The sequence below is a fragment of the Streptomyces sp. NPDC001530 genome, assembly GCF_042894545.1.
Classification (GTDB): domain Bacteria; phylum Actinomycetota; class Actinomycetes; order Streptomycetales; family Streptomycetaceae; genus Streptomyces.
Genome location: NZ_JBIAVS010000056.1, coordinates 1 through 20,499 on the forward strand (window position 1 = coordinate 1; position 20,499 = coordinate 20,499).

Consider the following 20,499-nt stretch of genomic DNA (forward strand, 5'->3'; position numbering starts at 1 on the left):
TGGGAGGCTGCCCGGATCGCAGCCCACACAGTGCTCGATGCACTCGTTGGAGGGGCGGTCCGCCAAGACCGCCCCTGACACGCCATCAGCCAACTGCACTCCGGACGACGCCTCTGACCAGGCCAGATAGCGAAACGCTGCTGGAGTACTAGGTGCTGCACCGCGCTTCATCGATGAGCCACGCTGAGCAACGAGACCAGGGACCTGCCGATGGTGGACGTGATGTGGCTTCGTCGGCAGTGCGGGCCGTTCACCTGCGGCTGTGACCAGGTTCAGCTGGATCCGGCCGCACCTGCAGCTGCGCAAGGGGTGAGTCAGCGGGACGGCTCGGCGTCGAGGTCTCCGGCTTCCCGAGGACCGGGGTCGTCCTGATCTGTCCAGATGCCGAATAGGTCAACGGGCAGTCTTTGCACAGGATGGCGGGGCCGTGCGAACACTGCGGGCCGCCAGGACACGGGCACGATGTCCTGGCGGCCCGCAGTTGGACGGCACGCGGGTCAGGAGCGCTGCACGGCCCCCGACACGAAGAACTGCACCAGACTCGCGGCGAGGTGCACCACCATGACCGCCTCCTGCACGGTCTCCTCCCGAGTTTCCTGCAGGTTGCCGTGACGGCTGGTCTGCCCCGTCCACAGCAGGTCCATCATGCTCTCGACCACCGCCAGGCCCTCGGCGCCGGACTTCCCGGCGATCGGCACGCTCAGTTTGGCCCGCACTTGGCGGAACTCGCCGAGCATCGTACCCAGCGTGGTCCGCCATCCACCAGGCGGCTTCGCTGTCTGCCCTGCTTGAGCAGTTCCCCGAAAGCGGATGGAAGTGGGACGACTCCGAACCCTCGCCCCCCTGACCGGCGTCCTCACGGAATGTGTGCCTGAACCGAGAACGGGCAGCACTTGTCGACGACTTCGGAGAGCGCTTGTCGATCGCGGCGTCGGAAAGTGTCGATGAGAACTGACACCACCCGGGTAAGCGGGTGGGCCTTCCTCGGTGCCGTGATGATGGCCGACCTTCTGCCCGGGTCAGCGAATGCGGCAACTATCGAGGAGGGGCCCGCCTACCGGCCGGGGTGACTGACCAGGTCGACGACCGCGGAGGGATGCCGGGAGACGCCGCCGTGATCGAGGTCCGTGAGGGCCCGGTGCTGATGGTGCGGCGGGGGGTCAACGAGGGCTGGCCATGCCGTACGCGGCGACGTCTGGGATCGGACTGCTGAGACTGCGTCACGTAAAGGAGCCCCCGCCAGACTTCTCACCGGGCGGGGCAGGGTCAGTCAGTCGAGGTCGATCGTGAAGCGCCTCGTGCCCGTAGCGATCGTGTCGGCGTGGACCGAGCCACGAGCCCGGTCGAATTCCCCGGTGCCGCCGGTGATCGCGTTGTCGAACGAAGGGGGAGAGATCGTCGGGAGGCCCTGGGTGAGGATGCCGAAGACCATCCCCTGCACGGTGAGCTGGCCGCCCGGGAGGTTGTAGGTCACGACGCACTCCTCCGCTCCGCCGTTGTCGACCCGGGTGGTGGTGCAGGTGCCGTTGGTCTCGCCGACCTGCTTTTTGTCGTCCTTGTCGAAGAGGATCGAGCGGAAGGCGGTCCGATCGCCCTGGGCGGGGGCGCCGCCGGGGTTGACGGGGAAGCGGGTCTGCTGCGCGAGGTGGCCGATGACTGTGATGACCCGGCCTCCGCCCTTGGCGTGGGCGGAATCGGTGTCCGTAGCGGCGGCCGCGACAGGGGTGCAGGCGAGAAGGGTGACCAGCGCAGTGGCCGTGCCGAGACAGGCTGCTCTGATGGGGCGCATCATGTGGCTCCTGAGGTTGATGCTCATGGATGGTCCGGTGACGCATTCATAACCTCAGCTCTGCCGCCGCCCGGCGCGACCCACCGGAAGATCCGACCAATCGGACGAGCCCGGGACGAGAGACGGCCCGCCCGACCTTGGTCTTCGGTGGCACCGGCGCCCCTTCACCACGCAGAGCACTTCGATGCTCCCACCACAAGCCCCCAAGTGGTGTCAAAACTCAGCGACATCGTTCTTCGGCACCACTGGGTGCTGTCGCCGCTGACGGACAACCGCTGTCAGGTCTCACCAACAAAGCCAAGACGGGCATGAACGTCTCCGACCTCATGCGGATCTTCTACTTCAACCGCCTCGCGCCGGTGTCGAGGGTCGGATGGACCTCCAGGTCGTCCAGGACAAGCTGGAGCGGTCAGCTCATCTCTTCCGGTAACCGCGTGTCGGTCCTGTGCATCGATACCTACGCGCGGGTCAAGTCTGCCTGCCCCGCCATGGGCACCATACCTATGGGAACCGCTGACAGCCCTTTCCGGCATGGTCGATGACGGATCCCTTCATGCCCGGCATGGCGAAACATGGCCGCCGAAAGGAAACGCCGACCGGTTACCGCGGAGAACAGCAACGGCGGGCTGGTCATGTTCGCCGGAGGGCGTCCACTGATCGTCGGCGGTGAGGTCGTCGGAGCGGTCGGTAACCCCGGAGGATCGGTGGCGTGCCGGTGGGTGTGGAGCGGATACTCAAGGAGAGCGAGGCGCCAGCGTGGATACGCACGGTGTGGCGGCACCCGGTGTGGCGGCGGCCAGAGATCGTCGATCATCGGCCTTGCCTCGCGCGGATGAGGATGTGGTGGGAATGCGTTCGGGATGCACGACAGCGTCCTGCCGCCCGCACGCACTCGCATCCATAGTGTCCCTGGCGGGATGCCCCTGATACGGGGCGCAGCATCGCTGTCGGCCTCTGCCGGTCCCGACGGGTACTGGATTTTCTTGTACGCCGAGCGAGGGAATAGCGAAACGGGTTTCACGTGCATAGATGCACAGCAACCATTTTCCCGCAACGACATACTTGCCACAGCAAGGCGGATCGCAACTATTTCTGAGACGCGACATCTGATGCAGGGCCGGAATTGAAGAATTTCCCTTGTCCAGGCAGGGGCCCCTCCGGAGAAATCAGAATTGAGGCGCCATGAAGCATGTGGAAACCGAGGCACGGCCGGCCGGACAGGCGCGACCGGAAGTACCCCAGGTCGATGTCACCCTCAACGTGAACGGCACACTCCACCGACTCCGGCTCGATGCGCGGGTCACACTGCTCGACGCGCTGCGTGACCACCTGGGCCTCACCGGGGCGAAGAAGGGGTGTGACCAGGGCGCGTGCGGGGCCTGCACGGTCATGGTCGACGGCAGGCGCGTGGTGTCGTGTCTCGCGCTGGCCGCCCAGTGCGAAGGGCGCGAGATCACCACCGTGGAGTCCCTGTCGGTCGACGGCGAGTTGCATCCCATGCAGGCAGCCTTCGCCCGGCATGACGCCTTCCAGTGCGGTTACTGCACGCCGGGGCAGATCATGTCCGCGATCTGCCTCGTCGCCGAGGGACGTGCGAACTCGGAGGAAGAGATCCGCGAGTTCATGAGCGGCAACATATGCCGCTGCGGCGCCTACCCGAACATTCGCGCGGCAATTCGCGAAGTGACAGCGGAAGGCTGACCATGCACCCCTTCGAGTATGCCCGGGCCACCGACGCCGACCAGGCCGTGGCCGTGGTCACCGCTGATCCGCACGCATCGTTCCTCGCCGGCGGCACCACGCAGCTGGACCTCATGAAGGACGGGGTTCTCCACCCCGAACGGCTCATCGACATCACCCGCCTGCCCCTCGGCGGTATCACGTACACCGACTCGGCGATCCAGGTCGGCGCGCTCACGACCATGGAGGAGCTCGCCGTCGATCCGGTCGTCAGAGAGCGGCTGCCGTTCGTCCGGGAGGCCCTTCTGCTCGGCGCCTCGACCCAGCTACGCAACATGGCCACCATCGGCGGCAACCTGCTGCAGCGAGCCCGGTGCCGTTACTTCAGAGACCCCACCGTCGCCGCCTGCAACAAGCGCGACCCCGGCTCGGGGTGCGCCGCCATCGCGGGAATCCAGCGGATGCATGCCATCCTCGGCACGAGCGACCACTGCATCGCCCTGCACGCCTCGGACGTCGCGGTACCGCTGACAGCACTCGACGCGATCGTCCACATCCAGAGCATGGATGGTTCACGGTCGATTCCCCTGACCCAGTTCTACCTGCCGCCGGGCGACACGCCCCACATCGAGAATGTGCTGCGGCATGGTGAGCTGATCACCGCGGTCGAGATCCCGCTGCTTCCGGGAGGAGCACGGTCCCACTACCTCAAGGTCCGTGACCGTGTTTCGTACGAGTTCGCGCTGACCTCGGCCGGTGTGGCTCTCGTGATCGAAGAGGGCGTCATTCAGGAGGCGCGCGTGGCGCTGGGCGGGGTGGGCACCATCCCCTGGCGCGCCTGGGACGCGGAGGACATCCTGCAGGGGGCACACGCGAACTCCGACTCCTTCCGCAGCGCGGCGGAGGCGGCCGTCGAGGGCGCCAGGCCGCTGCCTGGAACCGCGTTCAAGGTGGAGCTGGCCAAACGCACTCTCGTGCGCACTCTTGAGACCGTTGCAGGGGCGCTGTCATGACGACTCTCGAAGCCGGCAAGATCGTCGGTGCGGGCCTTGACCGCGTGGACGCCCCGCTGAAGGTGACCGGAGCGGCCCAGTACCCCAACGACTTCTCCTTCCCTGGTATGGCGCACGCCGCCTTGGTGGGCAGCACCATCGCCGCGGGGCGCATCCGCGGCATCGATGTGACCGATGCCCTGGCGGCGTCCGGTGTGCTGACCGTAATCACGCATCTGAACGCGCCGAAGCTGGAACGTGGCCCGATGACTCTGCTGGGCGGATCGCCTCCGGCTCCGCTGCAGGACGATCGCATCCTGCATTACGGTCAGCACGTCGCGGTCGTGGTGGCCGAGAGCGCGGAGGAGGCCCGGCACGCCGCACGGCTGGTACGCGTCCAGTACGAAGAGGCCGAGGCTCTGCTCGACGTGGACGATCCTCGGGCCGAGATCGTCGTCAATCCCTGGGGAATGGACACCGAGCGCGGTGACGTCGCGGCCGGGTTCGTCCAGGCGGACGTTGTCGTCGAGGGGACCTTCACCACCCCCGACAACACCAACAACCCACTTGGCCTCATGTCCACCGTCGCGTACTGGCACGGCGATTCGCTCACGGTGCACGACTCCACCCAGTGGCCGCACAATGTGCGTACCTCGCTCGCCACGGTCTTCGGGATCCCGGAGAGCGGCATCCGGGTCGTGGCCCCGTTCGTCGGGGGCGGCTTCGGCGCCGGCCTGCGGATGTGGCCGCACGTGATCCTCACCGTGCTGGCGGCCCGTGAGGTCAATCGCCCGGTCAAGCTGGTACTGACCCGGCCCGAGATGTTCACCTCCGTGGGGCACCGGCCCAACAGCGTCCAGCAGATCAAGATCGGCGCCACCCGCGACGGGGACCTCGTCGCCATCGAGCATCACGGCATCTCATCTGTCGCGATGGAGGACGACGACTACGAACCGGTCTCCGTCGGTTCCGCCGTCTCCTACGCCTGCCTCAACGTCCTGACCCGCGACCGGCAGGCGCGCCTGAACATCCCCTGCCCGGGCTCCATGCGCGCGCCGGCCGAAGGCCAGGGCAACTTCGCCCTGGAGTCCGCGATCGACGAAGTCGCCTACGCCGTGGGCCTGGACCCCCTCGAGTTCCGTCTGCGCAACTACGCGGAACAGCACCCGATTCTCAACCTTCCCTGGTCGAGCAAGGCACTGCGGGAGTGCTTCCTCGAAGGCTCCGAGCGGTTCGGCTGGTCGCGGCGCACGCAGGAACCGGGCTCCATGCGTGACGGCCGCTGGCTCGTCGGCTACGGCCTGGCGGGCGTCTCCTACCCGTTCTACCAGGTACCGTGCCAGGCACGCGCCTCCGTGCGCCGCGACGGCTCGGCGTATGTGCGCAGCGCCGCCACCGACATCGGAACCGGCACCTACACGGTCATGACCCAACTGGCGGCGGAGCTTCTGGGGCTCGACGTCACCCGGGTGCGTTTCGACCTCGGCGACTCCGACATGCCGTACTCACCCCAGGCCGGCGGATCCGGTCTCACCGGGGCCCTCGGCAACGCGGTCCACGCCGCCTGCCGGCGCCTGGTGCGGGAATTCCTCGACGTGGTGCGCGACGACGCGCAATCCCCGCTGCGCGGAGCCGCCGACGATGACGTGACGGTCACCGACGGACGCATCCACCGCGTCGGTGATCCGGTGCAGGGAGAGTCCTACGTCGACATCCTGGCCCGTCACGGCCTGGAAGAACTCAGCGCCGACGGCAGAAGCACGCCGCCTCGGACCGATGACCTGGGGATGGCCATGGCGGGCGCCTTCGGTGCGAAGTTCGTCGAAGTGCGCATCGATCCCGAACTGGGTCTGCTGCGGGTGGCACGCGTGGTCTCTGCCATCGACGGCGGGCGCATCCTCAACGAGAAGACGGCCACCAGCCAGATCATCGGCGGCACGGTCGGCGGTATCAGCCAGGCGATGTTCGAGGAGACGGCCACCGACCAGGGCACCGGGCGCATCGCCAACGCCACCTTCGGTGACTACCTCATGCCGGTGAACGCCGACGTTCGCGACATGGACGTGATCTTTGTCGGCGGGCCCGACCGGGCAACCGCCATCGGAACGAAGGGAGTCGGCGAAATCGGGCTGGTCGGCCTGGCCGCGGCCATCGGCAACGCCGTCTACCACGCCACAGGGCGCCGCATCCGCTCCCTGCCCATCACCATCGACCAGCTCATGCTCTGACATCCGGCGCTGGGTGACGCGGCAGACAGGACGCGCAGACCGGTCTGCCGCGCCGCGCCATCGCCCGGTGCCGTACCGCAGCGCCGTGGTCAGGGGCCAGGGGAGAAAACAGATGCTGGACATTGCAGAAGAGTTGTGCCGGTGGATCGAGCAAGGCCGTGACTTCGCCGTCGCCACCGTGGTCACGGTCAGCGGCAGCGCCCTGCGTGCGCCTGGTGCTGCCCTTGCCGTGGATGAGGATGGCACGGCCATCGGCTCGGTCTCCGGCGGTTGTGTGGAGGGCGCGGTTTACGACCTGTGTCCGCAAGCGCTGAAAGACGGCGAGACGCCCGACGGCCGGGCGGCAACCGTCGCCGCCGACGGCAACGTGCCCTGGCGGACCTGGCGTCGGTGGACGCGTTCGCGCGGGCCTGGCGCGGGCCGCTCGACATCCTCGTGGCCAACGCGGGGATCATGGCGCTTCCGGAGCGAACCGTCACCGACGCGGGCTGGGAGATGCAGCTCGCCACCAACTTCCTCGGGCACTTCGCCCTGGCCGGCGCCCTGCATGGCGCGCTGCGTGAGGCGGGCTCGGCCCGCATCGTGGTCGTCAGCTCCGGCGCCCACCGCTGGGCGCCCTTCGACTTCGACGACCCGCACTTCGAGCGGCGTCCCTACGACCCGTGGGCGGCCTACGGGCAGTCCAAGACCGCCGACGTCCTGTTCGCCGTGGGCGCCCGCCGTTGGGCGGTCGACGGCATCACCGCCAATGCGCTCAACCCCGGGTTCATCCTCACCAACCTCCAGCGGCATCTCGACGACGACACCATGCGCGCGTTCGGCGTGATGGACGAGGACGGGAACCTCACCCCGCTGCCGCACTACAAGACTCCTGCGCAGGGTGCTGCGACGTCCGTGCTGCTCGCCGCGTCGCCGCTGTTGGATGGCGTGACCGGACAGTACTTCGAGAACAACCAGGAGGCGGAGGTCGTACGGGCAGACGCGGAAGGAGGCGGCGTCGCAGCACATGCTCTCGACCCGGCAGCGGCGGACAGACTCTGGGAGTATGCGGGAGACGCCGTCCGTGCCTGGTCGAGAGTAATTGTCAAGAGTTGTGGGTCAGCAGCGGCTCACCATGATTCGCGGCCCAGGTGCACGAGACCTTGGATGGTGCCCAGGCGGGTGTGCAGGGTGGGCTCTGGGGCCGGGGTGTCGGTGAGCAAGAGGACCCGGACCGCCGGGTGTTCCGGGGTGTAGAGGTCGTCCTGGCCGTCATCGCCGGGGATGGCGTTCGGCTGGATCTCGATGCGTCCGTAGGTGCCCTGGGCGAGGTGGTAGACGCCCCGGTAGTCACTTTCGCGCTCGGTGAAGACCACATCGAGGTGGCCGGTGACGAGGCGGACCAGTTCACTCGCGGTGTGTGTGCTGGTGCCGTAGGTGTCGTAGTCGGTCATGGTGGTCTGACCTTATGCCGCGAGCGTCTCGGGGCGTTCGAGGAGCTCGCCGCGTTCGAAGCGGGCTCCGGCCCTCACCAGGGCGACGAGGTGGGGTGCGTTGACGGCTCGCCATCGTGCCTGGGCGGACTCGACGAGCTTGAACACCCCAGGGCGGCCGCGCGGGAGCCGGCACCCTTGGTGACCTTCGTCCGCAGCCGCACGGTCGCGAAGGTCGACTCGATCGGGTTCGTGGTCCGCAGATGGACCCAGTGCTCGGCGGGGAAGTCGTAGAAGGCCAGCAGCTCGGCCTCATCATCCGTGATCTTCTTGACGGCCTTGGGGAACTTCGCCTTGTACTGTTTCTCGAAGGCCTTGACCGCCCTGGCCGCGTGCTCCTTGTCCTCGGCGTTGTAGATGTCCTGGATGGCCTTCTTCGCCGCGGGCTGGGCCGACTTGGGCAGGCTGTCGAGGACGTTGGCCATCTTGTGAACCCAAAACCTTTGGTGGCGGGTTTCGGGGAAGACCTCGTGAAGCGCATTCCAGAAGCCGAGGGCGCCGTCGCCGACGGCGAGGACGGGAGCGCGCATGCCCCGCCGGGCAGCATCCCGCAGCAGGCTCGCCCAGGACTCCGCGGATTCTCGGTAGCCGTCGGCCATGGCGATCAGTTCCTTGGTGCCGTCCGCGCGCACGCCCATCACAACCAGGACGGCGGCCTTGGCCTCCTCCAGGCGTATGCGCAGGTGGATGCCGTCGGCCCAGACGTAGACGTAGTCCGTGGCGGACAGGTCGCGCTCGCCGAACGCCTTGTGGTCGGCCTGCCACTGGGTGGTCAGCCGGGTCACGGTGGCCGGGGAAAGGCCGGCGGAGGATCCGAGGAACTGCTCGAGCGCGGGCACGAAGTCGCCGCTGGACAGGCCGTGCAGGTAGAGAAGCGGCAACACCTCGCTGATCTTCGGGGACTTCCTGGCCCAGGGCGGCAGGATCGCCGAGGAGAACCGCTTGCGCTCGCCCGTCTCCTCGTCGATGCGCTTGTCGTTAACGCGTGGAGCCTTGACCTCGACCGTCCCGGCCGCGGTGGTCACGTTCCGGGGCTGGTGGTGTCCGTTGCGGACCACGAGCCGCCGCCCGCGCTCGTCCTTCTCCTCGGCCAACTCGGCTTTGTAGGCGTCAACTTCGGCCTCCAGCGCGGCGGCCAGCATCCGCCTGGCGCCCTCCCGGACGATCTCGTCGATCAGGGACCCGCCTCGCGTCGAGCCGTCCTCCGTGACTACCGTGAGCATGGGCGTACCTTCCCAGCCGACGGGCCAACGTCGGCCTACTCGATTCCAGTCAATCGATCACCCGGGAAGGTACGCTCTTCGCGTCCAACCCGGCGCCGATCCACAGGTCTTGAGCATTGCTCCCGGCGAGGACGAGCCGGTCGGTGGTGGCGCCGCGGGGACGGTGGGTGGCCAGCCAGGCGAGTTCGTTGATGCGCAGGGTGCCGCTGCTGGTGGTTTTGGGAGTGAGGTCGAGGACGAGGAGCTGGCCGAGGGGAACGTTGGTGTTGGTGTACTCGGCTTCCTGGGCGAGGTACTTGCCCTCGATGTGGGTGCAGCTGTTGTCGTCGCTGTCCTGCTTCATCTCTGTGAGGTAGCGCAGCGGTCCGAAGTAGACCATGACGTCGGCGGCCCATGCCGATGTTGATGGGTTCGAGCTGTTCGACGCTGTGCAGGGGGCCGGCGCGCGAGGACACCCACCGGTAGCTGCGGACCGTCGTGTATGCCAGGCCGACGTCTTCTGCGAACATCCGGATGGCCTCGCTGACGGTGAACAAGTCGTCCTTCCCGGACGGATTCGCACCCCCATACGAGCGCATCGGCTCGATCTCCATCGCCGCGTCGCCAAGACGCCACTGGGCGCTGCTCATCGTGGCCACCCAGTCCCGCCCCAGCTTGACCAGTTCGTCGTAGCGATCCCGGGTCACACTGCCGACGTTTCCAGACATCCGCACCCACCCCCACAACGGCGGCCCGGCATCACGGTCATCCGTGATCACGACCAGCCGCAGCCGGGCCGCCCCATCCCTGCCCATGCCTTCACCGTACGACCGATCGAACGCTCACCAGAGCCACTCGGCAAGGGCCGGCGCGCGCAGACGGCCTTTCTGATGGCGAGCCGCGCCCCTCCACCGTACGGGTGCAGACGGCAATCAGGGGGTGAGCGAAGAATCAGCCGTCCGAAGTTCAGGCCAAGATGATCGGGTTGCTGAGCGCTGCCATGTGGTCGTTCGCGTCGCGAACCTCGGTGCGAATGAATGCCGACTCCCCGGCGCTGATGTGCCACTCCACGGTGCCCGATCCTGTGTCGGGCACCGATTCGCCGTACACCTTTCCCTTCTCGGTGTGGAGGCTGACAGTGCCGCCGGGCAGGGCGCGTACGTCAACTCGCGCGATGGCTGGCTCATCGCCGATCTTCAACCGCTCACCGATCCCAGCACGACGATCACCGGCAGAGACGGTGAACGACAGCTCGATGGCGTCCGAGGCGGCGATCCAGCTGTGGCCAGCGCGGATACCGGCAAGGATCGCGTTGACACTCAGCTCGTCCGCCAGCACGACGGTGTGCGGGCTGCCGATCTGGTTCTCCAGGTGGGTGTCGCTGTTCCCTATCGCAGGCCGCCACCGTCCGGCGCAGATCTCCGCGGCCAGACTGCGTCCCCACTCGGCCAAGGCCGCCTCATTGTCCGCCTGCCATGGCACATCCGAACTCCACTGCCCGTTCCACACCTCAACGACGTCGAAGCCCTGATACGGGTACATGAACGTGCCCGAGGCGTACGGCGCGTGCGGATGAGCCGCCGCACAGAGCCCACCGGACCGGTGAACCTCATCCAGATGCCGGTCGACCACGTTGTCCCGCACGCCATAGCGCCAGTCAACTATCTGACCTGGGCGGACCCCCAGCGCGAGCCAGTGTCCGGTCCGCGTGACGACCTCTTGGCCCAAGATCACCAGCAGATCGTCGCCGATGTGCTGGCTCCAGGCGCCATACGTCTGGGCAGCGTTGTGCTCCGTGGTCGCAAGGAAGTCAAGTCCCGCCGCACGGGCACCTGCCACAAGCTGTGCTGGCGTCAGCTCGCCGCTGTCCGAGGACACCGAATGCACATGGCAGTCACCTCGGTACCAGTCACGCCCCCGATCGGCCACGCGCATCGGCGGGAACTGAGACACCTGAAGACCTCTTCCCGCTTTGTCACCCGTATCCATTCCAGCAGCCTAGTTCTGCCAGCGGGCACCCTGGCGACGCGTCCACCAGCAGACGCCATAACGCTGTGACCTGCAGAAAGAGGATGTTACACAGCTTCGGGGGGACTCGGCTCCGGCCGTAGCGGGCCGGGGCAGAGCCTGCCGCAGATCGGCATACAGGCGAAGCCGCGCGCCGGGCTGGCCCGGGGTCCCGGGTGGTGCGGTCGGCGATCGAGGTCGCCCACGTCTGGGCAACGGCCTTCTGGAAGGCGAACACGGTCTCGTCGTCCAGGCCTGCCACATCGATGACCAGCAGGCCAGGGTCGGCCACATGCGTTTCTTGGATCGGTTCCACGTCTGTCTGTACGCGCGCGTCTGCGCCGAGGTTCTGCGCGTGCGCCGGATTCACCAGACCGAGTCGGGCCACCTCTCGAACCGTAATGCGATATGCGTATAGAACATGAGTGTTGGGTGGTAAAGTCGGCGTCATGAGCATGAATCTCGACGAGCGCGTACGGTCCGCGGTGGCAGCGCTCCTGCACGCGGCCGGCGAGTCGCAGACCGATCTCGCTGCCGCCTTGGGGGTGAGTCAGGCCCAGGTGAGTCGCCGTCAGTCCGGCACCGCCGCATGGAGCCTGGCTGACTGCGACGCGGTGGCCGCGCACTACGGCATCGACGCGCTCGACCTCCTGGCGGGCCCCACCCGGGCCACGGAGTCACTGCCCCCGGAACGCCGCCGCGTTCCCGGCCGCCATGCCAACGGCGCACGCCCTGCGGCCGTGCAGGACGGGGGCGAGTGATGACGGACTTCGACGCAATCGATGCCCTGCTTGCCGCAGCCAAGAAGGACGTCCCGCTGCCGCCCGCCGAGGAGCGGCGCGCACTGCGCGAGGGGCTGAACCTCTCGCGCGCACAGCTCGCGAAGGCCCTGAACGTCAGCCCGACTACGGTCGGGGGCTGGGAGTCCGGACGGGACCCGAGCGGCGAGGTACGGGAGAAGTACGCGTACTTCCTCGAGGGAGCACGCACCAAGTTGGCCGCCGCCACGGCTGAGGAGGCACCGGCCGAGGAGCCCGGGGACGACGACCCAGCGGAAGCTGACCAGAACGTCGACCAGGACGACGTCGAAGCTCTTCCCGCGCCCCAGGCCTGCGTACTGTGCGGACAGCCCGCCCGCCACCAGGTCGCCGGATTCCCGCAGCACCTGGACCCTGCCGAATGCGGCACGACCAAGCCCGCACAGCTTGAGAAGCCCGCACCTCAAGAAGAGCCACGGCAGCCGGTGTCCGCCGGCAGACAGGGTGGGGCGGCCCGCGGGGTCAAGGTCGTGCCTGTCGGCCGCCGTCTGCAGACCGCCGACACCCCGGACCTGATCGGCTCCGCTGTCGCGGCCGCGCTCGCCCAGCACGCCGGCGACGTCGAGGCAGCGACCGCCGCGCTGATCAAGCGGGCGATCCCGGACGCGATGGCACTGCTCGACGAAACGCGCAAGGGCGGCCGCTACGACATCGTCGCCCACCCGTGGCTGCCCGACATCCTGCGCAAGCAGACCTCCCGCGGCGCCGACCAGATCTGGGAGGCCCGCCCCAAGTGGGCCAGGCCCGAACTACCCGTGGGCGAGCACGAGGTGACCGCGCTCGACATCAACGGCGCCTACCTGTCCGCGCTCAAGACCCACCTGCCGATCGGCCAGCTGGAACACTCCACCGGCAACCACCACGACCGCCGCCGCGCCGGCGTCCACCTGATCACCCCGCCCGCCTGGGACCACGACGCCTACCTCCCGAACCCGACCGGCAGCCGGGACGAGCCGGGCCCACTGTGGGTGACCGAACCAACCCTGCGCCTGCTGCTACGTGTTTCGGGACCCAAGTACGGCCTGTGCGACCCCCCGGAGATCCACGAGTCCTGGACCTCCGGGGCCACGGAAGGACTGCTGGAGAAGTTCCGGGTCGCCCTGAAGGCCGCCCGGGACCAGGCGATCGCCGAGGACGACGAGGTGACGCTGGAGTACGTCAAAGCCATGTACTCCAAGTTCGTCTCCACACTGGGGGAGTCGAACTACAACCGGGAGCTGTACCGCACCGACTGGATGCACCTCATCCGCTCCCAGGCCTTCGCCAACCTGTGGTGGAAGGCCCACCGCGCCTACGACCAGGGCCTGATGGTCGTCCGCGCCATGGGCACCGACGAACTCCACGTCATCGGCGACTGGCGCGCGGTGTTCCCCGAGGGCCGCGGCGTCACCGAGGTGAAGCTCAAGGACGTCTACACCGTCGGCACGCCCGACCCGCACGACCAACCGGCGGACTGAACCGAAGAACCGAACATCTCCGACGAGGGCCTGAGATGACCAAAGCCACAGCCCAGGTCCGCCACTTCTCCTACTGGGGCAAGGTACCGGCCAACACGTACATGGACGAAGACCCAGTTAAAGGATCTCGACCTGCCGCGCCAGCCGGGCGGACCGGTCCGCGCCACGGTGGAGGGCCGCGACGGCGCCGGCCGCCGCGACACGTTCGACCTCTACCTGATCAGCGAGTCGGTGCCGACCTCCGCGAGCACCGCTCAGCTGGCTGCGGCCGCCGCCCGCCGTACGACCGGGACCCGCGTGTGCGAGCAGTGCGGCTCCCGCCCCGAACTGCCCTGCACGCAGGTGGAGTCGTGGCTGCTGTGCCAGGCCTGCGCCCACATCGAACGGCTCCGTGCCGCCCAGCGTCAGGCCGGCGAAGCGCGCGCCCACGTCCAGCGCAGGGCCGCTCGGCTGCTGGACGACGGCGACCTTGCCGTCGTTCACGTCACCTACACCGACCGTGGCATCACCGAGGCCGGCAAGCGGCGCACGCCGTCGGCCGCTCATGTGACCGCGCTCGGCGCCGACGGCACGGTCCTGGTCGACGTCGAGCTGCGCATCGTCTCGCCCCGGTCGAAAGGCATCCCGGACGGCGCGGTCGACCCGGACCAGGCCGCCGAGGCCATCCGTAGGGTGCTCGCCGACAAGACGGTGCTCGTGTGGGCGAGCGATGTCCTCAAGGACCTCATCCAGGGCCTGGTCGGCCTGGGTATCTCCTGGCCGTTCCCGTCCGGCTACGACCGGCGGCACGAGTTGCGCCAGATGGTCATGACTTGGCGGGGCGACCTCAACCCGAAGACCGGAACGGTCCGCATGCCGATCCCTCCCGGCCGCGCCGACCGGATGCTCTACCAGCTGCAGCAGATCGCCGTTGCCGACGGGCACTACCTTGGCCAGGCGCCGCTCGAACAGAAGTGACGCTGTCGGGCCCCCGAAGACGGTACGGCTGTTCGGCCCACCGGAGATCCACGCGGCGTTCACCTCGGGCGCGACTCCCTACCGACCGCCGCGTCCCCGCGTTGGCCGCTGTGACAAAGAATCTTGGATTGGTAGGCAGCGCTTCGGGGGGCTCGTTCGATCTGGTGGTGTGAAGGTCGATTCGGGAAGTTGGACGGGCTGGCTGGGTTGGCTGTGGCCTGTGGTCGCACAGCCCGGGTCCTGGGTGGTGCTGTGCCTGATTGCGGTTCTGGTAGCAGTCGGGTCTGGCCTGGCTGAATGGCAGCGCAGGTCCACCTTGCTGGCGCTGGTGCGCCACGCACCTGCAGGCACCGTGGTCGTGCAGGAAGAAGGCAGGGGCGGGCCGGCCATGAGGGTTCAGGTCGGAGGATCGGCGATTCGGGAGGATCAGGACGGGGGCAGCGGGTGACACGGCCGCAACTGACGCGAGAGACCGCCGGACAGTTGGCGGAGTTATGGGACCGGGAAGCCGAGGGGCTCCGCAAATACACCACGGTGATCACCAACAACGCGGCCGAGGCGGGCGATCTGGTCCAGCGCGCCTTCGAGGCAGCAGCCCTGAGCTGGGACAAGGTGGGCCAGCGCGGGCCGGAGGAGCAGCGTGCCTGGCTGCGCCGGGCCTGTCGGAACATGTGGATCGACAGCGTGCGGCGCTCCAAACGGCTCGGCGAACTGCGGCCTGACCTCGCCGAGCGCTATCACCGTACGGAGCCTGATCCGGCGAGTCTGGTCCTGACCCGGGCGGCGGTGGACCACTGCCTGCGCGTGATCAACGGGTTCCCGAAGGCACGCCGCCGCGTCGCGCTGCTGTACTTCCTCGAGGAGCACTCCGCGCTGATGATTGCCGAGCTCCTGGGGATCACGGCGTCCGGCGTCCGCGTGCACGTGTCCAAGGCCCGCAGACAACTCCGAGAAGAGCTTGCAGAGTTCGTCGCCAGCCCGAACGAGCAGCGCACCGCATTGGGAGAGGAGGCACGAGCATGAGCAAGAAGTCGAGGCGCGATCGTTCCGATGGACTGGACGCCCTGCTCTCCGGCGCACTGCAGCAGGCCGAAGCCGCCGTCGTGGTGGACCAGGATGACCTCGCACGCCGCCGCGAGGCGTTCCTGGGCTGGGTGGCGGAGCGTGTCGACTCCACCTCTGAGACCTGTGAGGCGGAGGAAGCCGAGCCGACCGCCCCGCAGAGCGAGCCGCGCCTTACCGAGAAGACGCCGACGCACACCAGTTCGCCAGCCGCACCGTCGGACATCCAGGCCAGCGAGTGGCCTGTGGGGGAGGCCTTCCTGACCGTGGCCGAAGTGGCCCGGATCATGAGGGTGTCGAAGATGACGGTCTACCGCCTGGTGCACAGCGGTCATCTGCCGTCGATCCGCGTCGGGCGCTCGTACCGGGTGACGGCGCAGGCCGTACGCGAGTACCTCGGCGAGCGCGTGAGGGTGACCGACGGCCGGTGAACGCCTGCGGCAACGGTTTCCGTGATCGGCCTGCTGAACCCCGCCTTCGGCAGCACCTGAGAGGTCACGGAGACCCGACGATGGTGGGGGCCGCTGGACCGGTGCGACGAGTCGTGGCGGAAGCGGTAGTCGAGGCCAGGCTCTCCATCACCGCCGGATGATGCGGGCTACGACGCCAGCGATGGCGGCCAGCGCGCTCATGACGGCAGCGCCGACGCCCAGGAGCTGCGCGAGTGTCGGATGCACGCGGGCGAGGAGGAGCACCACCAGGCGCAGTTCCCGGTGGTCGCGTTCCTCTGGACAGGGCGCGTCGGGTGTCCGACCGGGAGCGGCCCCCCTCCGTACCGACGGCTGTCCGGCCGCCGGTACGGAGATAGTGCCGCCTTACGCGGTCTGGGGACCGGGTCAGGCGTGCCATCCGTGACGCATCGGATAGGGCGCGAAGGCTCAGGAGATCTCACCGAAGAGCGGAACCGCAGCCATATCCAGGTCTTCGCGTACCCGCAGGAAGCGCACGGGGTGGCGGTAGCGGCCGTCGTCGACCGCGGTGTCCGCGAGGAACTCCACCACGACCTCGGGGTGTACAGGATGGAACTCCAGCTCGCCGCGGGTGCCCCAGCTTGCGTTGAAGTGGCGCCCGTGCCAGGGATGGTCAGGACCGGCAGGCCGCAGCTGGGCCCCAGGTCCCGCCGGACGGCGGTGGCGAGCGGGGTGGTGCGGGCGATCAGCCGGAGGCTCCCGGCAGCGTCGTACCGGGCCAGCAGCAGAGTGCTCGGTGACCTCGTCGCCCCAGTTACTCCGCCGATCAGCGCTTCGGACGTGGTGTGGGCGCACTGGTGGAGTGTCGGTATTCGAGAGTTGCAGTATTCGCCCGCAGGGCGAGCAGCCCCGCACCCGGCCCGGTCACGTCAGCGGTGACAAGGCGTACAGCTCTCGCCGCAACAGGCGCTGTCTGCGAAGACGCCGGATCAAGCACACGATCCCGGGTGTGAGTAGTTGAAGTACAGGAAATCCCGGTGAGATTGATCTTGCTGGGGTTCCGCTACTCCGCAGGGGGTTCGGGCTTGCTGGGTCCGGGGCAGCGTTCCCTTCTTCGGACTCCGCCGGGTCGGACCAGGGGCCGAAGGGACCGTGTTATCCGTCCGGCGGCGCCGAGGATGTTGGAGCCCTTCCAGCGGTGCGGCAGCATGGGGATCACTGGGAGTATCCGTTCCGGGCCTGCGCGAGCAACTGGGCCACCACGTCGTCGGTTGCTGCGCGCACCGAACTCGGCCCGGTCGGCGAACGGCACCCCGAGCAACTCGCAGATCACCAGTGAAGGCACCGGTAACGCGAACGCGGAAACCAGATCGACGGGCGGACCGGCGGCCTACGTCACCGACGCGCGTCGCCCGGCGTAAGCAGACTACTGACTTCGGCTCGTTAACTCCCTCTCCCCTCCGGCGATCTCGCTCACTCGGTCGGCTCCTGGCCGATGAGCAGGTCGAGCAGGCTGGCGGGGGCGTTGTCGCCGAAGATGAGCTGGTGATTCTTGTCGGATTCGGCGGCGAACTGGGCACTGCGGGGGAAAAGGGCCTGCTCGTACTCCGCAAGGGCGGCTTCGATGTCGTCGGGATGTGCGGCGATGGCTTTGCCGAGTTCGGCGCCGTCGAACATGGCGAGGTTGGCGCCCTCCCCGGCGAACGGTGACATGAGGTGGGCGGCGTCGCCCAGCAGCGTCACTCCGGGGACGCGGTCCCAGCGGTGGCCGATCGGCAGGGCGTTGATCGGGCGCGGGGCGAGGGCGGTTTCCCCGTCAGTGATGAGTGCGGTGAGTTCAGGCGCCCATCCGGTGAATTCTGCCGCGACCTGGGCCGCCGCTGTTTCGGGGCTGGCGAGGGTGGCGGTGATCCAGTCCTGCGGCTTGTTGAGCGCGACGTAGGTGTGAAGAACGGCGTCGGCCTCTCGGTGGCCAAGGATCCCCTTGCCGGCTGTGACGGCGAACAGGGAACCGTCGCCGGCGGCCTTGGCCGCTGCGGGGTGGCGCTGGTCGGCGTCGTACAGGTAGGTCTCGATGAACGACGTGCCGACGTACTCGGGCTTCGCGTCGGAGAGCAGCGGCCGGATCCTCGACCAGGCGCCGTCCGCGCCGACGAGGAGGCCGGTCGTCACGGTTGGCCCGTCGGCGAAGGTCAGCTCGTGCCTGCCGTCTCCGAGGGGGCGGACACTGGTGACCTTGTGTCCCCACTGGATCATCTCGTCGGGCAGCGAGTTGATCAGAATCCGACGCAGGTCTCCGCGGAGCACCTCAGGGCGACCGCCGGTGCCGTCGTCGGGCTGGTCGAGCAGTACCGCGCCGTGCTGGTCGAGCACGCGCAGGGCCTCGCCGCCTTCGTGGATGATCGCGCGGAACTCGTCGGTGAGGCCGGCCGCTTCGAGGGCGAGCTGCCCGTTGTACTCGTGGATGTCGAGCTGACCGCCCTGCGTGCGGGCGTCCGCCGATATCTCGGCTTCGTAGATGGTCGCGGGGATGCCGTGCAGGTGCAGGACCCGTGCGAGGGTCAGGCCGCCGAGCCCGGCGCCGACGATCGTGACGGGAGTGGTCATGGTGGTTTCCCTTTCGCTTGGACACCGCTCTACTGCGATACAGTGTTCGCAGTACCGGCGCCACGATAGCATTACTGCGAACAGTGAGCGCAGTAGTGGGGAGGAAAACCGATGGACGACGCTCACACGGTGATCTGGAACCGGCCGGAGCGGGCCGCGAAAGGCCCCGCGCCGTCACGCACGCGGGCGGAGATCACCAGCGCTGCTATCGCGATCGCCGACGCCGAGGGCATCGAGGCGCTGTCCATGCGGCGCGTCGCCAAGGAGCTGGGAACGGGCACAGCCTCGCTCTACCGCTACCTGGCGTCCAAGGACGACCTGCTCGACCTCATGCTCGACGCCGTAGCGGCCGAAGACGGCGGCCCGCCTGCCCCCACCGGCGACTGGCGCAGCGACCTGCGAGGCCTGGCCCATCGTTCCCGGGCCGCCTTCCACCGGCATCCCTGGATGACCTCCCTCGCAGCAGGGCGCCCATCACTTGGACCGAACTCCCTCGATGCCATCGAACACGCACTCGCCGCCCTCGATCCCCTCGGCTTCGATATCGACGTCATGATCACCGTCGTCGACACGCTGCAGGCCTTCGTCCGCGGCTACGCCATCGGCGAGCTCGCCCAACAGGAAGCCGTCCGACGCTCCGGAGTCGGCATCCAGCAATGGATGGACGCCCATGCGCCCTACCTCGACAAAGTCGTCAAGAGCGGGCGCCATCCACTCCTCGCCCGGGTCATTCGTGATGCCGAGCTTCCCCACGCGGCCGACAGCGCCGAGCGCGGGTTCGAACTGGGACTCGAACGACTCCTCGACGGCTGGGAGGCCAACCTCCCGGTCCGGCCCTGACGATCCGGCAGCGTCAACTGGCGGTTCGTCGGGGAACTCCACACCCCGACGCCGGCCTCCGCGCGCCGAACCCCCGACGCAACGCGATTCCCCGATCGGAGACATCCAGAAGTGGCGTCCCGCCCAGCGCGTTCCCGACTCCGTCCTCACGCGGGTACGGAGCCCGTTCCTAGCGCGTGGCGTACGCGCGGATGAACGCGTGGGCTCCGTCGGTGGTCTGGCGGACCTTTTCCGGGTCGGCGGTGGCGGGGATCGGTTGCCGTTCGTAGGCCAGCAGGACGGTCAGGGCGCTGAAGTGGTCGGCGGCCAGGCGTGGGTTGTCCGTGTCCGCGAGTCCGGCGCCGGCGAAGTGGGCGATGCGGTCCGCCAGGTCCTGCGACGCCGCGTCCGTCGCGAGATCGTCCGTGGTCGTCGGCGTCTGCAAGCGCTGCCGGGCGACGAGGGCGAAGGCGGCGGCGTAGTCGGCGGAGCCGACGATCGACGTGCCCTCTGTAGGGAGATGGTCAGCCGGTCGACGCGTTGTTGAACGCCAGCAGGTTCGGCTGCCCACTGGCAGATCGAGCAGGCGGTCGGGGACAGCCAGAATGGTGATGGCCTCTCCGACGGTCGCGGGGGTCAGATCCTTCGACGTGGAGAGCAGGTAGGCGGCGAGTCCCGCCACGTGTGCCGCGGCCTGCGAGGTGCCGACGACCGTTGTGTGCACCCTATGGTCCCTCGGCTCCGGGATCGGGGCGTGAGTAGTTGAGGTACAGGAAATCCCGGTGAGATTGATCTGCACACCGGCGATCCGCGTTTGTGAGCCGCAGGCGTCGGTCTGGCCGCCTCCACGGCCAGCACCCGCACGGACAAGCCGCTGCTGACGTTCAAGCAGATCGCCGTGGTGGTCGCGTGGACCGTGGACGTATGGGTGAAGCGGCCGGACGGCGCCGACTACGACGCTCCGCACATGGCCAGCGCGGTTCGCGCCAGCCCGCGCAG

The 20,499-nt window shown here is 68.3% G+C and carries 19 protein-coding genes and 5 pseudogenes; 13 read left to right on the forward strand and 11 right to left on the reverse strand.

The features are described from left to right. Positions 1-497: 497 nt before the first annotated feature. A complete protein-coding gene (locus ACFY0T_RS49515) occupies positions 498-737 on the reverse strand; it encodes a hypothetical protein (RefSeq protein WP_388885645.1) in 240 nt (79 codons plus the stop codon). 533 nt (positions 738-1,270) lie between these two features. Further along, positions 1,271-1,816, reverse strand: a complete 546-nt coding sequence (locus ACFY0T_RS49520; protein ID WP_388885648.1) for a hypothetical protein — start codon at positions 1,814-1,816, stop codon at positions 1,271-1,273. 1,155 nt (positions 1,817-2,971) lie between these two features. On the opposite strand from ACFY0T_RS49520, the gene ACFY0T_RS49525 reads away from it, so the two are divergent. The 5 genes and pseudogenes from ACFY0T_RS49525 to ACFY0T_RS49545 all read left to right on the forward strand — a co-directional run. Continuing rightward, the gene (locus ACFY0T_RS49525) at positions 2,972-3,490 is read left to right on the forward strand and encodes a (2Fe-2S)-binding protein (protein WP_388885651.1); all 519 of its coding nucleotides are present in this window, start codon (positions 2,972-2,974) and stop codon (positions 3,488-3,490) included. Positions 3,491-3,492: 2 nt separating this feature from the next. After that, complete coding sequence (locus ACFY0T_RS49530; RefSeq protein ID WP_388885654.1) at positions 3,493-4,482, forward strand: FAD binding domain-containing protein; 990 nt, start codon at positions 3,493-3,495, stop codon at positions 4,480-4,482. Then, positions 4,479-6,689 carry a xanthine dehydrogenase family protein molybdopterin-binding subunit gene (locus ACFY0T_RS49535; RefSeq protein WP_388885657.1) on the forward strand — a complete coding sequence of 737 codons (2,211 nt, stop codon included), beginning with the start codon at positions 4,479-4,481 and terminating at the stop codon, positions 6,687-6,689. The genes ACFY0T_RS49530 and ACFY0T_RS49535 overlap by 4 nt, the downstream gene beginning before the upstream one ends. A gap of 112 nt (positions 6,690-6,801) precedes the next feature. After that, positions 6,802-7,017: pseudogene (locus tag ACFY0T_RS49540) on the forward strand (XdhC family protein); the annotation flags it as partial. 44 nt (positions 7,018-7,061) lie between these two features. Continuing rightward, a pseudogene (locus ACFY0T_RS49545) lies at positions 7,062-7,754 on the forward strand (SDR family NAD(P)-dependent oxidoreductase); the annotation flags it as partial. 44 nt (positions 7,755-7,798) lie between these two features. On the opposite strand, the gene ACFY0T_RS49550 reads toward ACFY0T_RS49545, so the two are convergent. The 3 genes and pseudogenes from ACFY0T_RS49550 to ACFY0T_RS49560 all read right to left on the reverse strand — a co-directional run bounded on the left by ACFY0T_RS49550 (position 7,799) and on the right by ACFY0T_RS49560 (position 9,763). Next, positions 7,799-8,122: a hypothetical protein gene (locus tag ACFY0T_RS49550; protein ID WP_388885659.1), complete on the reverse strand. Its 324-nt coding sequence runs from the start codon at positions 8,120-8,122 to the stop codon at positions 7,799-7,801. Positions 8,123-8,134: 12 nt separating this feature from the next. Further along, a pseudogene (locus tag ACFY0T_RS49555) lies at positions 8,135-9,384 on the reverse strand (IS256 family transposase). A gap of 49 nt (positions 9,385-9,433) precedes the next feature. Continuing rightward, positions 9,434-9,763, reverse strand: coding sequence for a hypothetical protein (locus ACFY0T_RS49560; protein ID WP_388885661.1), 330 nt, complete (start codon positions 9,761-9,763; stop codon positions 9,434-9,436). Between the two features lie 134 nt (positions 9,764-9,897). Between ACFY0T_RS49560 and ACFY0T_RS49565 the strand changes: the two genes are divergently transcribed. Further along, positions 9,898-10,056, forward strand: a complete 159-nt coding sequence (locus tag ACFY0T_RS49565) for a hypothetical protein (RefSeq protein ID WP_388885664.1) — start codon at positions 9,898-9,900, stop codon at positions 10,054-10,056. 273 nt (positions 10,057-10,329) lie between these two features. On the opposite strand, the gene ACFY0T_RS49570 is transcribed toward ACFY0T_RS49565, so the two are convergent. Next, entirely contained in the window at positions 10,330-11,352 is a 1,023-nt protein-coding gene (locus ACFY0T_RS49570; RefSeq protein ID WP_388885667.1) for a CehA/McbA family metallohydrolase, read from the reverse strand. Continuing rightward, on the reverse strand, positions 11,339-11,827 hold the full coding sequence (locus ACFY0T_RS49575) for a DUF6207 family protein (protein WP_388885669.1): 489 nt from the start codon (positions 11,825-11,827) through the stop codon (positions 11,339-11,341). The genes ACFY0T_RS49570 and ACFY0T_RS49575 overlap by 14 nt, the downstream gene beginning before the upstream one ends. Here ACFY0T_RS49575 and ACFY0T_RS49580 point away from each other — a divergent pair. The 5 genes from ACFY0T_RS49580 to ACFY0T_RS49600 all read left to right on the forward strand — a co-directional run bounded on the left by ACFY0T_RS49580 (position 11,820) and on the right by ACFY0T_RS49600 (position 16,095). Then, on the forward strand, positions 11,820-12,131 hold the full coding sequence (locus ACFY0T_RS49580; RefSeq protein ID WP_388885671.1) for a helix-turn-helix domain-containing protein: 312 nt from the start codon (positions 11,820-11,822) through the stop codon (positions 12,129-12,131). The two genes, ACFY0T_RS49575 and ACFY0T_RS49580, sit on opposite strands and share 8 nt — an antisense overlap. Beyond that, positions 12,131-13,645, forward strand: coding sequence for a helix-turn-helix domain-containing protein (locus tag ACFY0T_RS49585; RefSeq protein WP_388885673.1), 1,515 nt, complete (start codon positions 12,131-12,133; stop codon positions 13,643-13,645). Before ACFY0T_RS49580 ends, ACFY0T_RS49585 begins: the two co-directional genes overlap by 1 nt. Positions 13,646-13,813: 168 nt before the next feature. Then, positions 13,814-14,602 (forward strand): hypothetical protein, encoded by a 789-nt coding sequence (locus ACFY0T_RS49590; RefSeq protein ID WP_388885675.1) that lies wholly within the window; start codon positions 13,814-13,816, stop codon positions 14,600-14,602. A 483-nt stretch (positions 14,603-15,085) separates the two neighbouring features. Further along, the gene (locus ACFY0T_RS49595; RefSeq protein ID WP_388885678.1) at positions 15,086-15,625 is read left to right on the forward strand and encodes an RNA polymerase sigma factor; all 540 of its coding nucleotides are present in this window, start codon (positions 15,086-15,088) and stop codon (positions 15,623-15,625) included. 263 nt (positions 15,626-15,888) lie between these two features. Further along, positions 15,889-16,095: a helix-turn-helix domain-containing protein gene (locus ACFY0T_RS49600; RefSeq protein WP_388885689.1), complete on the forward strand. Its 207-nt coding sequence runs from the start codon at positions 15,889-15,891 to the stop codon at positions 16,093-16,095. Between the two features lie 447 nt (positions 16,096-16,542). On the opposite strand, the gene ACFY0T_RS49605 is transcribed toward ACFY0T_RS49600, so the two are convergent. Further along, entirely contained in the window at positions 16,543-16,665 is a 123-nt protein-coding gene (locus ACFY0T_RS49605; RefSeq protein WP_388885681.1) for a hypothetical protein, read from the reverse strand. A gap of 298 nt (positions 16,666-16,963) precedes the next feature. On the opposite strand from ACFY0T_RS49605, the pseudogene ACFY0T_RS49610 reads away from it, so the two are divergent. Next, positions 16,964-17,080: pseudogene (locus ACFY0T_RS49610) on the forward strand (IS5/IS1182 family transposase); the annotation flags it as partial. A gap of 246 nt (positions 17,081-17,326) precedes the next feature. On the opposite strand, the pseudogene ACFY0T_RS49615 reads toward ACFY0T_RS49610, so the two are convergent. Both ACFY0T_RS49615 and ACFY0T_RS49620 read right to left on the reverse strand, forming a co-directional pair. Beyond that, positions 17,327-17,464, reverse strand: a pseudogene (locus ACFY0T_RS49615) (cytochrome P450); the annotation flags it as partial. An 83-nt stretch (positions 17,465-17,547) separates the two neighbouring features. Continuing rightward, on the reverse strand, positions 17,548-18,681 hold the full coding sequence (locus ACFY0T_RS49620; RefSeq protein WP_388885683.1) for an FAD-dependent oxidoreductase: 1,134 nt from the start codon (positions 18,679-18,681) through the stop codon (positions 17,548-17,550). Positions 18,682-18,792: 111 nt separating this feature from the next. Between ACFY0T_RS49620 and ACFY0T_RS49625 the strand changes: the two genes are divergently transcribed. Continuing rightward, positions 18,793-19,521 (forward strand): TetR/AcrR family transcriptional regulator, encoded by a 729-nt coding sequence (locus tag ACFY0T_RS49625; RefSeq protein WP_382183034.1) that lies wholly within the window; start codon positions 18,793-18,795, stop codon positions 19,519-19,521. Positions 19,522-19,690: 169 nt separating this feature from the next. Here the strand turns inward: ACFY0T_RS49625 and ACFY0T_RS49630 are convergent, their stop codons facing one another. Continuing rightward, positions 19,691-20,224, reverse strand: coding sequence for a S8 family serine peptidase (locus tag ACFY0T_RS49630; protein WP_388885686.1), 534 nt, complete (start codon positions 20,222-20,224; stop codon positions 19,691-19,693). Positions 20,225-20,499: the final 275 nt, after the last annotated feature.